Origin of the sequence: Lysobacter capsici (genome assembly GCF_018732085.1) — a bacterium.
In the GTDB taxonomy this organism is placed as follows: domain Bacteria; phylum Pseudomonadota; class Gammaproteobacteria; order Xanthomonadales; family Xanthomonadaceae; genus Lysobacter; species Lysobacter capsici_A.
Genome location: NZ_CP076103.1, coordinates 2,769,167 through 2,782,749, shown reverse-complemented (window position 1 = coordinate 2,782,749; position 13,583 = coordinate 2,769,167). Strand labels below are relative to the sequence as shown.

The window sequence follows — 13,583 nt, the reverse complement described above, 5'->3', positions numbered from 1 at the left end:
GCATTCGGCCACGCCGGAGCCCATGGCGCCGGTTAAAACCGACCCAGGTCGCAAATCCGCGCATTCAATCGCGCAGCGCTATCCGCGCGCGCACCGATGAGCGCGCATCGAGGCGCCCTCACCGAAACTCGCCTACAGCGCCTCGCGGTGCGTGACCACCAGTTGCACCGCCGTGCCGCCGCGATAATCGTCGGGCTCCAGGCGATAGGCGATGCGCACCCACGGCGGCGGCGTGTTGCCGTCCCAGCCGCCGAACTCGATCGCGTTGAGGCGCAGGCCGTCGCGGCCCAGTTCCAGCTTGAGATGGCGTTCGCCGACCACGCGCCAGGACAGCACTTCGAACTCGCCGTCGAACTGCGGTTCGGCGAAACCCTGACCCCACGGCCCGCCGTCGCGCAGCGACTCGGCATGCGCGCGATCGAACTCGGCCGCGTGCAGTTCGCCGTCGCTGAGCACGTCGGCCTGCAGCAGTTCCGGGGTCAGCGCGAGCCGCGCGCAGTGTTCGAACGCATCGCGGAAGGCGTCGAATGCATCCAGGCGCAACGACAGACCGGCGGCCATGGCGTGGCCGCCGAAGCGTTCGATCAGGTCGGGATGACGCGCGGCGACGTCGGCCAGCGCATCGCGGATATGAAACCCGGGAATCGAACGCGCCGAGCCGCGCAACTGGCGGCTGCCGGGTTCGGCCGGGGCGAACGCGATCACCGGCCGATGCAGGCGTTCCTTCATTTTCGATGCGACCAGGCCGACCACGCCGGGATGCCAGTCGTCGTCGAACAGACACAACGCCATCGGCGCGGCCTGCGTGTCGATCGACACCCGCGCGAACGCGGCCTGCGCTTCGTCGGTCATCTGCTGCTGCACGGCGCGGCGCTCGGCGTTGATCTCGTTGAGGGTGGAGGCGATATCGCGCGCCTGCGCGACGTTCTCGGTCAGCAGGCATTCGATGCCGAGCGCCATGTCCTCCAGCCGCCCGGCGGCGTTGAGACGCGGCGCGACCGCATAGCCGATATCGGCCGCGGTCAATCGCCGGTAATCGCGCTGCGAGACTTCGATCAATGCACGCAGCCCGGCGCCGCCCTGCCCCGCGCGCAGACGACGCAGGCCCGCGGCGACCAGCGCGCGGTTGTTGGCGTCCAGCGGCACCAGGTCGGCGACGGTGCCGACCGCGACCAGATCGAGTAGGACGCTCAGGTCCGGCACGCTGTCCGCGCCGAACGCGCCGGCCTCGCGCAGCCGCCGGCGCAAGGCCAGCAGCACGTAGAACATGACCCCGACGCCGGCGAGCATCTTGCTCGGGAAGGTGTCGCCGGGTTGATTCGGATCGACGATCGCATCGGCCGGCGGCAGGTGTTCGCCGGGCAGATGGTGATCGGTGACCAGCACTTTCCAGCCGCGCGCGCGCGCCGCGGCGATGCCGGCGTGACAGGCGATGCCGTGATCGACGGTGACCAAAAGCTCTGGTTGCAGCCCCGCCAATTCCTCCACCAGCGCCGGCGACAGGCCGTAGCCATGCACCATCCGGTTGGGCACCGCATGCGACACCCGCCTGGCGCCGAGCAGGCGCAGACCGCGCACGCCGACCGCGCAGGCGGTGGCGCCGTCGCAATCGAAATCGCCGACCACCACGATGTGGCGATCGGCGGAGATCGCCTCGGCGAGCAATTCGGTGGCGGCGTCCAGCCCGAGCATGCCGTCGGGCGGCAACAACTGCGCCAGCCGCGGTTGCGCCTGCTCGACGCAGTTCGCGCCGCGCGCGGCGTAGACCCGGCGCAGCAGCGGCGGGACCGAATCCGGCCACAGCCCGGCATCAGCCACTTCGCGGCGGCGCAGGCGCGCGACCGGCTTCATCGGCGTCCACCCGGGCGCAAGTGGCGTGCGCTCGGCCTGCGCGACGCCGATGAGACGAGGTGCAACAGACTCATGGCGTGCTCAAACTTGCAGCGAGCGCAGCGATTTGCGCCAGAAGCGCCAGCGCTGCGAACGCGCCAGTTCGAATCGTTCGCCGTCGGCGAAGGCGAGCACCGCGCGATCCAGCGTTCGCGCATCGAGCGCGCGCGCGATCGGCTCGAGCCAATCGCGCTGCACCACCGCCAGGTCGCGCGCGCCGCGCAGGTCGAACAGACGCTCGCCCTCGCCCGCCGGCCACTGCGGCGGCAACGCCATGGCGGCGATGCCGGCCTGTGTACCGAACGCGGTCAGCCCTTCGTCGTCGCTGTAGACCTGCTGATACGTCGTGCGCACATGATCGGGCAGCACGCCGCCGCCCCAGAACCACAGCGAATTGATCGGCGCCAGCCCGGCGGCGATGCGCTGGGCATTGTGCGGATGGTTGTGCAGGACGATCTGCGCTTCGCTGAGCAGCGAACGCCAGCGGCGGCCTTCGCTGCCTTCGTTTTCCATGCCCGGCAGGTGCTGGAACATGTCTTCGCCCAGCGCCTGTTCGGGCGAGGCGAATTTCGGCAATCGGCTTTCGCGCGGCAGCGCGAGGTACCAGCGGCTCGGGTGCGGCGCGTCGATCGGGAAACCGGCGTCGCCGAACAAGGGCCGCAGCGCCGGCAGCAACGCGGCGCTGTCGCGTTCGCTTAACGACAAGGCCTGACCGTAGGCGAGCAGGCGCGCGCCGTTGATGTCGGGCCGCACATAGGCCGGGTCGGCGCGCAACCACGCGCCGTAGGCGGCGTCGCCGACATCGCGCTGCCGCGACACCGCCGCGATCGGCCAGCCGCGCGGCAGGATGTCGAACACGCGCGCGGCCTGATCGGCCGCCTCGACGCTGCGGTCGGCGCGACCGAGCCGCAGCCCGAACGCTTCGCCCAGACGCTGGCCGCCGAAACGCGCGCGCTCGGGCAACAGCACGGTGACGCTGTTCATGGCTGGCGGCTCATGCGCGCGCGCCGGCTGCTCATCCGGCGTTGTAGCTGACGCCGACGATTTCATACTCGTGGGTGCCGCCCGGCGCGTCGATGACGACGCTGTCGCCCTCGTTCTTGCCGATCAGCGCGCGCGCGACCGGCGAGGAGATCGCGATCAGGCCGAGTTTGATGTCGGCTTCCAGGTCGCCGACGATCTGGTACTTGCGCTCCTCCTCGGAATCCACGTCGATCAGCTCGACGGTGGCGCCGAACACGACCTTGGAGCCGGCGTTGAGCGTGCTGATGTCGATGACCTGGGCGTGCGACAGTTCGGCTTCGAGCTGCTTGATCCGGCCTTCGATGAAGCCCTGCTGCTCGCGCGCGGCGTGGTACTCGGCGTTCTCCTTGAGATCGCCGTGGGCGCGCGCTTCGGCGATCGCGTTGATCACCGCCGGCCGCTTGACCGACTTGAGTTCTTCCAGCTCCGCGCGCAAACGCTGCGCGCCCTGGGCCGTGATGGGTGGTCTCATTCCTTGCTTCCTCGGTAACGCGTCCTTTTCGGCCGGACGCCGGCATGTTGAATGCTGGGTTGGCCCCATTGTGCCGGGAACCTGGGCGGAAGGCATCCCAGGGGGATGGGGCCGGGTTGGGCGCTGGGATTCGGGCGGATGTCAAGACATCGCTGAAAACCAACCCACTCTTTCAGAACGTCATCCCCGCGAAGGCGGGGATCCAGAGACTTTAGAGTCATCTTTCAGACCGTCATTACCCGCGAACGCGGGCTCTGCTTCTCGTCGGCGGAGCCGAACATCCAGCGACTTCAAGCGTTCTCGCACGAAAGTCACTGGATTCCCGCGTTCGCGGGAATGACGTCCTGGAGAGGACTCGCTGAAGTCTCTGGATTCCCGCCTTCGCGGGAATGACGTCCTGGAGAGGACTCGCTGAAGTCTCTGGATTCCCGCCTTCGCGGGAATGACGATCTGGGAGGGACGCGGCAAGTTGACTTGCAGAGCCGGTCCATGCCGCAGTGGAAACGGTTATGGAATGCCACAACCGCGTCTATCCAAGGTCGTCATCCCCGGCGAACCAAGGCCGTCATCCCCGCGAAGGCGGGGATCCAGAGACTTCAGCGCGACACCCCAAGTCCGTCATTCACGCGAACGCGCAAATGACGGTCTGAGCGCGCGCGTAGCGCCTTACGCCGCGCCGATCTGCGCATGCAGCTCCTGCAACGACCACACCGGGCCCTTACCGCGATAGTCCAGCGAGCCCACCAGCGCGCGCGCGCCCGACACCGTGGTCGAGTACGTCACCCGCTGCTGCAGCGCCTCGCGACGGATCGAGAACGAATCCGAGATCGCCTGGCGGCCTTCGGTGGTGTTGATGATGTAGACGATCTCGCCGTTCTTGATCAGGTCGACGATGTGCGGGCGGCCTTCGGTGACCTTGTTGACCGATTCGCAAACCACGCCGTGTTCGGCGAAGAACGCCTGGGTGCCGCTGGTCGCGACCAGGCTGTAGCCGCGGCGCAGCAGTTCCTGCGCCACCGGCAGCACGCGCAGCTTGTCCGGGTCGCGGACCGAGACGAACACCTTGCCGACCGGCGGCGCCTTGATGCCGCCGGCTTCCTGCGCGCGCGCCATCGCCGCGCCGAAGTTCTTGCCCACGCCCATCACTTCGCCGGTGGAACGCATCTCCGGCCCGAGGATCGGGTCGACGCCCTGGAACTTGGCGAACGGGAAGATCGCTTCCTTGACCGAGTAGTAGTCCGGCACGATTTCTTCCAGCGCGCCCTGCGAGGCCAGGGTCTGGCCGACCATGCAACGCGCGGCGATCTTCGCCAGCGCCATGCCGGTGGCCTTGGACACGAACGGCACCGTGCGCGAGGCGCGCGGGTTCACTTCGATCAGGAAGATCGTGTCGTTGCCCTGCGCATCGGTCTGGATCGCGAACTGGGTGTTCATCAGCCCGACCACCTTGAGCGCCTTGGCCAGCGCCACGACCTGCTCGCGCAGTTTTTCCTGGGTGCCGGCGCTGAGCGAGTACGGCGGCAGCGAGCACGAGGAGTCGCCCGAATGCACGCCGGCTTCTTCGATGTGCTCCATCACGCCGCCGATCAGGACCCGGCCTTCGCGGTCGGCGATGATGTCGACGTCGACCTCGACCGCGTTGTCGAGGAAGCGGTCGAGCAGCACCGGCGAATCGTTCGACACCTTGACCGCATCGCGGATGTAACGGGTGAGATCGGCGTCGGAATAGACGATTTCCATCGCCCGGCCGCCGAGCACGTAGCTCGGACGCACCACCATCGGATAACCGATCTGGTTGGCCAACATCAGCGCTTCGTCGGGGTTGCGCGCGGTGCGGTTGATCGGCTGGGCCAGGCCCAGATCCTGCACGAGCTTCTGGAAGCGCTCGCGGTCTTCAGCCAGATCGATGCTGTCGGGCGAGGTGCCGATGATCGGCACGCCGTTGGCCTCCAGCGCGCGCGCGAGCTTGAGCGGGGTCTGGCCGCCGTACTGCACGATCACGCCCTTGGGCTTTTCGAGGTCGGCGATTTCCAGCACGTCTTCCAGCGTCAGCGGTTCGAAGTACAGGCGATCGGAGGTGTCGTAGTCGGTCGACACGGTTTCCGGATTGCAGTTGACCATGATGGTTTCATAGCCGTCCTCGCGCAGGGCGAGCGCGGCATGCACGCAGCAGTAGTCGAACTCGATGCCCTGGCCGATGCGGTTGGGGCCGCCGCCGAGCACGATGATCTTGTCGCGGTTGCTCGGATTGGCTTCGCACTCGTCCTCGTAGGTCGAATACATGTACGCGGTGGTGGTGGCGAACTCGGCCGCGCAGGAGTCCACGCGCTTGTACACCGGGCGCACGCCGAACGCGCGGCGCAGGGTGCGCACCGCGGTTTCGTCGGTGCCGGTGAGCTGGGCGATGCGCGCATCGGAGAAGCCCATGCGCTTGAGCGCGCGCATGCGCGGCTTGTCGAGCGCGCCCAGGCCGGCGTCGGCGACCTCGCCTTCGGTCGCGATCAGTTCCTCGATCTGGTCCAGGAACCACGGATCGACGAACGACAGCGCGTGCACGTCCTCGACGCTCATGCCGGCGCGGAACGCATCGCCGATGTGGAACATGCGCTCCGGGCCGGGCTCCTTGAGCTCGCGACGCAACTTGACCATGTCGAGTTCGTTGCTCAGATCCAGGCCGGTCGGATCCAGGCCGACCTTGCCGGTTTCCAGCCCGCGCAGCGCCTTCTGCAGCGATTCCTGGAAGGTGCGGCCCATCGCCATGACTTCGCCGACCGACTTCATCTGCGTGGTCAGGCGCGCGTCGGCCTGCGGGAACTTCTCGAACGCGAAGCGCGGGATCTTGGTGACGACGTAGTCGATGCTCGGCTCGAACGAGGCCGGGGTCGCGCCGCCGGTGATTTCGTTGCGCAGTTCGTCGAGGGTGTAGCCGACCGCGAGCTTGGCGGCGATCTTGGCGATCGGGAAACCGGTCGCCTTCGACGCCAGCGCCGAGGAGCGCGACACGCGCGGGTTCATTTCGATCACCACCACCCGGCCGTTCTGGGCGTTGATGCCGAACTGCACGTTGGAGCCGCCGGTGTCGACGCCGATCTTGCGCAACACCGCGATCGAGGCGTCGCGCAGGCGCTGGTATTCCTTGTCGGTGAGGGTCTGCGCCGGGGCGACGGTGATCGAGTCGCCGGTGTGCACGCCCATCGCGTCGAAGTTCTCGATCGAGCACACGATGATGCAGTTGTCCGCGGTGTCGCGGACCACTTCCATCTCGAATTCCTTCCAGCCCAGCACCGATTCCTCGACCAGCACTTCGGTGGTCGGCGACAGCTCCAGGCCGCGGGTGACGATCTCGATCAGCTCTTCGCGGTTGTAGGCGATGCCGCCGCCGCTGCCGCCGAGGGTGAAGCTGGGGCGGATGATGGTCGGGTAGCCGACGCGGGTCTGGATGTCGATCGCTTCTTCCAGCGTGCGCGCGACTTCGGCCTTCGGGCATTCCAGGCCGATCTCCTTCATCGCCACGCGGAACAGCTCGCGGTCTTCGGCCATGCGGATCGCGTCGCGCTTGGCGCCGATCAGCTCGACGTTGTATTTCTCCAGCACGCCGTTGTCGGCCAGGTCGAGCGCGCAGTTCAGCGCGGTCTGGCCGCCCATGGTCGGCAGTAGCGCGTCGGGCTTTTCCTTGGCGATGATCTTCTCGACCGTCTGCCAGTTGATCGGCTCGATGTAGACCGCGTCGGCCATGTTCGGGTCGGTCATGATCGTGGCCGGATTCGAATTGACCAGGACCACGCGGTAGCCCTCGTCGCGCAGCGCCTTGCAGGCTTGCGCGCCGGAGTAGTCGAACTCGCAGGCCTGGCCGATCACGATCGGGCCGGCGCCGATGATCAGGACGGTTTTGATGTCGGTACGCTTGGGCATGTCGTCCTCAGTAAAGTCGGTCCTGCCACGCTTCGCGAGCGAGCCAGGTGATTTGCTCGGGCGATCGCGCATCGATCGCTCCGTGGTCGACCGCGGCGCGAACTTCGCGCTGCATCGCGGTCCAGTTTTCAGCGGCGGCGCCGAGACGCGCGCCGATGCGGTTGTTGTGGGCGTCCATCGCCCGGCTGGCGTTGCCTTGTCCGCCCCGCTCCATCACCGCGGTCACCCAGTCCACGCAACGCGGCGACAGGGTGTAGGCGACGATCGCGCTGGCCAGGCTGTGACGGTACGCATCGGCCGGGCCGTTGCGTCCGCCGGGAAGATCGGCGGCGAACCATTGCGTGTAGACCGCGATCATCACGAACGCGGGGTACGCGCCGAGCACCGCCAGCAACGCCAATGCGCGCGAACGCCAGCGGCGTCGACGCGTCGGCGTGGCCGGCGCCGCGCTCATCAGGCGGCCTTGGCCTGTTCCATCGACACCACGAACCGGTCGAACAACGGCGACACATCGTGCGGGCCCGGGCTCGCTTCCGGGTGGCCCTGGAAGCTGAAAGCCGGCGCGTCGGTCAGGGCGATGCCCTGGTTGCTGCCGTCGAACAGCGAGCGGTGGGTTACCCGCACGTTGGCCGGCAGGCTGGCTTCATCGACCGCGAAGCCATGGTTCTGCGAGGTGATCATCACCCGGCCGCTGTCGAGATCCTGGACCGGATGGTTCGCGCCGTGATGGCCGAACTTCATCTTCAGGGTCTTCGCGCCGGAGGCGAGGCCGAGCAGCTGATGCCCGAGGCAGATGCCGAAGGTCGGGATCTTTTGCGCGATGAATTCCTTGATCGCCGCGATCGCGTAATCGCAGGGCTCCGGATCGCCGGGGCCGTTGGACAGGAACACGCCGTCGGGCTTGAGCGCCAGCACCTCGGCGGCCGAGGTCTGCGCCGGCACCACCGTTACGCGGCAGCCGCGCTCGGCGAGCATGCGCAGGATGTTGAGCTTGACGCCGAAGTCGTAGGCGACGACATGGAAGCGCGATTCCGCCGTCACGAATGCGTTGCGGTCGAGGTCGAGCTGACCTTGCGTCCACTCGTAGCGTTCGCGCGTGCAGACTTCCTTGGCCAGGTCCATACCCTTCAGGCCGGGGAACTTGCGCGCGGCTTCGATCGCCTTGGCGACATCGATCTCGCCGGCCATCAGCGCGCCGTTCTGCGCGCCGGTGTCGCGCAGCAGACGGGTCAGCTTGCGGGTGTCGATGTCGGAGATCGCGACCACGCCGCGCTCGGCCAGCCACTGCGGCAGCGCGATGGTGCTGCGCCAGTTGCTGGGGCGGCGCGGCACGTCGCGCACGATCAGGCCCGAAGCCCATACCTGATGCGCTTCGTCGTCCTGCGCGGTGATGCCGGTGTTGCCGACGTGCGGGTAGGTCAGCGTGACCAGCTGACGGGCGTAGGAGGGATCCGTGAGGATTTCCTGGTAGCCGGTGATCGCGGTGTTGAATACGACTTCGCCGACGCTGAGGCCGGGCGCGCCTACGGAAACGCCCTCGAACACGGTGCCGTCTTCGAGTGCGAGGATTGCGGGTTGGGTCACGGGGGGATCGCCTTGGCTGCCAAAGGATCTGATCCCGTGCGCGACATCGGCAAAACCGACTTGCAGCAAAACACGGACGCGGTGCGGGACCGGTCCGGCGTGCGGGATTCAGGCGAGCCGGAATTCTAGCGGCGATGGGCCTCCGGCGCCAGCCTCAATGTGGCCGCAGGCGGCAATTCGGGTGTTTGGGCGGGGCGGCGCTTCAGGTTTGGCGGGGGTTTGGTTGGGGATTCGGGTCGGGGGAGCTTAGGAGCAAATCCCCCCTGCCCCCCTTTTTCAAAGGGGGGGAGGCGTCTTGGGGAGGCGGCAAACAGCTAGGAATATCGCTTCGGACAGGCACTCCTGGTCCTGCGAATTGACGGATGCAGCGCCGTTTCAATGGGCGGAGTAAGCCAAAAACAGCGACAGCCCCGCTGTTCTTCCCCCTTTGAAAAAGGGGGATCGAGGGGGATTTGCTTTGCCGCTTTGCCTTTGCCGCTTTGCCGCTTTGCCGCGTCGCTACCGCCCGCAACCCCGTTCAGAGATTCGGAAACATCAGCTCCGCCAGCCCGTAGCGCCCCGGCGCCTGGTGGGCGACGCGCAGCGCCGCTTCGAGCGCGCCGCGCGCGAAGATGTCGCGGTTGCTGGCGCGGTGGATCAGTTCCAGCCGCTCGCCGGCCGCGGCGAACTGCACGGTGTGTTCGCCGACGATGTCGCCGGCGCGCAGGCTGGCGTAATGCGGCTGCTCGCCACGGCCGATCGCGGCGGCCGCGCCCAGGTGCAACGCGGTGCCCGAAGGCGCATCGAGCTTGCGGGTGTGGTGGGCCTCGATCACGTCGCAATCCCAACCCGGCAAGGCGGCCGCGGCGCGACGCACCAGTTCGGTCAATACCGCCACGCCGAGGCTGTAGTTGGCCGCCCACACCACCGCGATGCGCGCGGCGGCGTCGTTGATCGCGGTGTTCTGCGCCGAACTCAGGCCGGTGGTGCCCGAAACCAGGGCCTTGCCGCGTTGCGCGCACAACGCCAGCACCGGGTCGAACCCGTCGGGCAAGCTGAAATCGATCGCCACGTCGAACTCGGGCGCGCCGTTCAATTCGGACACGGCGAAATGCGGCACGCCGTCGATCACCCGCTGCGCGGGCTGCGAACGCGAATAGGCGGCGACCACGCGCAGGTCCTGGCGTTCGGCGGCGAGCCGCAGCAAGGCCTGGCCCATGCGGCCGGAGGCGCCGTGTATCAACAGTCGGGTGATTTCGCTCATGCGGTCAGGCTAGCGGCGCAATCGGGCGGCGACAAGCGCGGACGTTGCCCGGTTCACATAGCCGCGCGCACGCTGTGCGCGGTTCGCGCCACGGCGATGTCGACAACCTCGCCGCGACCGCGCTTAGTCGGCGCCGGGGCCGTCGTGGAAACGCGCTAGCGCGTCGCGCAACGAGCCGCCGTTCGGACCGACCAGATCGTCGACCCGCCAGCAGCCGCCTTCGCGCGCGAGCCGCAGCCGCGCCACCTGCGGCTGCGACGGCTGTCCGCCTCCCAGCTCGAACCGGTAACGCACCTGCACCACGTTCTTGCCCTGCGCGACGAAGCGCGGATCGCGCGCCTCGCCGTCCTGCGCGTCGAGCCAGGGATCGGCATTGATCGCGCAGACCTCGCCCGCGCCGGCGCAGGCCCGGTCGCGTTTCAACAGGCGCAACAATCGCGCCGTAGTGGTCTGCTCCAGGGTCGGCAGCGGATCGTTCCAGAAGCTGTAGTGGTCGCGGTAAAACGCGCTGGCCGTTGCGACCGGCGTATCGCCGAGGCAAGCGGCGCGTGCATTGCCCGCACCGGTCAGCAGGCCGGCGGCGAGCAGCGAGATCAACGGCATCGCAAAGCGCATCGAACCCTCCTTATTCGTACCAACGCCAGGCCGCGAGCAAGGCGTCGGCGCGTCGCCGGTCGCCGTCGAGGAAATCGGCGAGCGCGTCGCGCACCTGCGCCCTCGCCTGCGGGCGCAGGTCGTCGTCTTCGTCCAACGCGGCCTCGCCGAGCGCGGTGTAGGCATTGGCCACCGTGGCGATCGCGCCGAACGCGGTGGCCAGATCGTCGGCGATCGGCCGCGGCGACCATGGGCCGCCGGCGAGGTCGAACAGCACCTGGCCGCTGTGCATGTCGATAATGAAAGGATTGCCGCCTTCCATCGCCACCGTCAGCCATTCGTCTTTCCACGCCGGCAAGCGTTCGCCGCTCAGGCCATGCCAGCGATACCCCGCCTGCTGCGCCCACAGCTTGTGCAGCGGCGGGATGTCGACCGGATTGCCGCCGGCATCCAGGCTCAAGCCGATCGCGCCGACCGGCTCGTCCAGCGTTTCGCCCCACGGGCCGAGTTCGCGATAAAACGCTTCCAGCGTCGGCGGCAAGGCGATGTCACCGCGCCACTGCGACGCCGGCTGCGAGCGCAGTTCGCCCCAGGGTTGCAGCAACGGCCGCAAGGATTCGTAGCTGCGCGCCATGGCTTACTGATACACCAGCTGCGCCTTGAGATTGGGCAGCACTTTCTTCGCGAACGCCTGATAGGCGCGGTTGTATTCGGCGGTGCACACCGGCCCCAGGGTCACGTCCTCGATCACCCGGCTGGCTTCGAGCACGTTGCCCTTGAGTGTATAGGTCGCGGTGTAGCGCGAACCGCCCGATTCCAGGCTGAGATTCGGCGGCACCGCGATCACTTTCATCGTCGCCGGGAATTCGATCCGATAGGTTTCCTCCGAACTTCCGCCGCCGCAGGTGCCGTCGCCTTCGTCCTTGGCGATTTCCGCGGTGCCGCTGCCGACCAGCGCGCTAACCGGCATCGGGCTGAAGAAACTCGGCCCCAGCGCGAACGCGCCCGGCACCGGCAAGGCCTGCTTGACCTCGAACTGCGCGCGGTAACGATGCTCGCCGCGCAGCGGCTTGGGATCGTCCTGGGTGAAGCTGCCCTGCGCCTCCAGGCCGCCGCGCTTGAACACGTTCTTGATCATGTCCCTGGCATCGTCGGCGCTGAGTTCGCGCAGGCTCGCGCGCATCGAGATCGCCGGCATGCCGCTGAGTTCGACCTCGACCGTGCCCTTCATCGAGCCGTCTTCGAGCACGGTCAGGCGGGTGTCCATGCGCTGGCGGTTGTGCAGTTTGACGAAGCCCGGCGTGGCGGCCTTGAGTTCAGGCCGGTCGACGCGCAGCACCGGCTTGCCGGCGATCTGCGCCGGCAGTTCGCCGAACGGAATGCCCTTGGCGGTCGCATCCACGTACAGGTCCAGGCCCGGCAGGTAATTGAGCACGTGGTTGACGCTCGAGGCCACCGGCACCTTGGGCAGGGTGTAGACGTTGCCGGCGTTGATCAGCGCCTGGGTCGCCTCGATGCCCTTGGCCGCCAGCAGCGCCTGCAGCAAGGTCGCATGGTCCTTGCAGTCGCCGATGCGGTTGTCGAGCACGAAGTCCTGGTCGCGCGGCACCACCGCGCCCAGGCCGATGCAGTTGCCGGCGTAGTTGATGTGGGTCGACACCCATTCGTACAGCGCCTGCGCGACCGCGCGCTGGTCGGTCTTGCCGGCGGCGATTTCGTCGGCGAGCTTGCGCACCCGCGCGGTCGGCACCGCCTTGGGCAGCGCGCGCTCGCCGTAGGCCTTGGCGATGTCGCCGTAGCTGCGGAAGGTCGACAGGGCGTAGCCGTTGTAGCGTTCGAGCTCGAAGATCGTGGCCGGGTCGGAGTCGCGCTTGACCGGGCTCAGGTTCTGGTAGGTCCACTCGACGATGCGGCGGCCGCCGACGGTTTCGTCGCGCACCTGCTTGAGCTTGCCGAAGGTCTGCTGCTGGGTCCACAGCCCGGCGGGCAGGTCGATCTTGATCCGCAGATCACCCATGTAGGTGGTGTCGCTGAAACTGGTGATGTCGGAAAAATGCCCGTCGAACATCGCCTTCTTGCCGACCAGCCGGTAGTTCAGCACCACCGTGTCGCCGACCGCGACATCGGGGAACACGAGACTGGTAGTGGCGACGTCCGAGAATGCCGGGCCGCCGCCTTCGCGACCGTCGTTGGTCTCGACCTGGAAGTTCGACTTGGGCACGTCGATGCGGCGGCCGTCGGCCTTGCGGGTGTAGGCCTCGACCACGTCGAGGGTCTGGATGCTGGCGCTGTAGCCGATCGATTCGTGCTTGGCGTATTCGATCGCGCGTTCGTCGAGCACCTTGAACGCGGTCTCGTGCTGCTCGACGTAGCTGCCGTCGGCCTGCACGGTGTAGCTGAGGTAGGAACGCTCCCGGCGGATCGGGTCGTCCGAGGCTGCCGCTGCGGCGGCGGGCGTTGCATTGGCCGCGGCCGGCGCGGCGGCGGCGCGATCGGGCGGCGCGCTCTGCGCGAACGCCGCGCTGCCGATGAGTGCAAGACAAACCGCGGCCGACAGCCGCTGCATCGCGATGCGCATCCTTTCTTCCCCTGTTCCCTGCGTGGTAGACGGCCGCGCGATCGCGGATCGGCGCCGCCGCGCCGACGTCGGCGCGAAAACGTTCTACCACATCCCCGGCGTGCCGGAGTTGGCGATCGCTGCGACCGCAAATGCGCGCGTCGCTGCGTACCGATCGCGGGTGCGTGGCGGCGAACCGGGAGGCCGACGCGCGGTGTCGACGGACGCGAAAAAACTTATGCGCCGCCTACGAAAAAGGGGGCCGAAGCCCCCCTTGTCCGGACACGCGTCGCGCACCTGGCGCGACG

Annotated in this window: 10 protein-coding genes; all 10 read right to left on the bottom strand. The window is 67.8% G+C overall.

All coding sequences use genetic code 11. The features are described from left to right. Window positions 1-132 precede the first annotated feature (132 nt). A complete protein-coding gene (gene recJ, locus KME82_RS11905) occupies window positions 133-1,851 on the bottom strand; it encodes a single-stranded-DNA-specific exonuclease RecJ (RefSeq protein WP_215498690.1) in 1,719 nt (572 codons plus the stop codon). Window positions 1,852-1,932: 81 nt separating this feature from the next. Continuing rightward, window positions 1,933-2,874 carry a phosphoglycerate mutase gene (locus tag KME82_RS11900; RefSeq protein ID WP_215498689.1) on the bottom strand — a complete coding sequence of 314 codons (942 nt, stop codon included), beginning with the start codon at window positions 2,872-2,874 and terminating at the stop codon, window positions 1,933-1,935. 31 nt (window positions 2,875-2,905) lie between these two features. Then, on the bottom strand, window positions 2,906-3,385 hold the full coding sequence (greA, locus tag KME82_RS11895) for a transcription elongation factor GreA (protein ID WP_215498688.1): 480 nt from the start codon (window positions 3,383-3,385) through the stop codon (window positions 2,906-2,908). Between the two features lie 666 nt (window positions 3,386-4,051). Then, the gene (gene carB, locus KME82_RS11890) at window positions 4,052-7,297 is read right to left on the bottom strand and encodes a carbamoyl-phosphate synthase large subunit (protein ID WP_215498687.1); all 3,246 of its coding nucleotides are present in this window, start codon (window positions 7,295-7,297) and stop codon (window positions 4,052-4,054) included. Window positions 7,298-7,304: 7 nt separating this feature from the next. Then, window positions 7,305-7,751, bottom strand: a complete 447-nt coding sequence (locus tag KME82_RS11885; protein WP_215498686.1) for a DUF6973 domain-containing protein — start codon at window positions 7,749-7,751, stop codon at window positions 7,305-7,307. After that, on the bottom strand, window positions 7,751-8,881 hold the full coding sequence (carA, locus tag KME82_RS11880) for a glutamine-hydrolyzing carbamoyl-phosphate synthase small subunit (protein ID WP_215498685.1): 1,131 nt from the start codon (window positions 8,879-8,881) through the stop codon (window positions 7,751-7,753). The genes KME82_RS11885 and carA overlap by 1 nt, the downstream gene beginning before the upstream one ends. A gap of 517 nt (window positions 8,882-9,398) precedes the next feature. Then, the gene (gene dapB, locus KME82_RS11875; RefSeq protein ID WP_215498684.1) at window positions 9,399-10,124 is read right to left on the bottom strand and encodes a 4-hydroxy-tetrahydrodipicolinate reductase; all 726 of its coding nucleotides are present in this window, start codon (window positions 10,122-10,124) and stop codon (window positions 9,399-9,401) included. 123 nt (window positions 10,125-10,247) lie between these two features. Beyond that, entirely contained in the window at window positions 10,248-10,739 is a 492-nt protein-coding gene (locus KME82_RS11870; protein ID WP_215498683.1) for a DUF3828 domain-containing protein, read from the bottom strand. A gap of 10 nt (window positions 10,740-10,749) precedes the next feature. Then, window positions 10,750-11,352: a hypothetical protein gene (locus KME82_RS11865; protein ID WP_215498682.1), complete on the bottom strand. Its 603-nt coding sequence runs from the start codon at window positions 11,350-11,352 to the stop codon at window positions 10,750-10,752. Window positions 11,353-11,355: 3 nt separating this feature from the next. Next, window positions 11,356-13,296: a DUF3857 domain-containing transglutaminase family protein gene (locus tag KME82_RS11860; protein ID WP_215498681.1), complete on the bottom strand. Its 1,941-nt coding sequence runs from the start codon at window positions 13,294-13,296 to the stop codon at window positions 11,356-11,358. Between the last annotated feature and the right edge of the window lie 287 nt (window positions 13,297-13,583).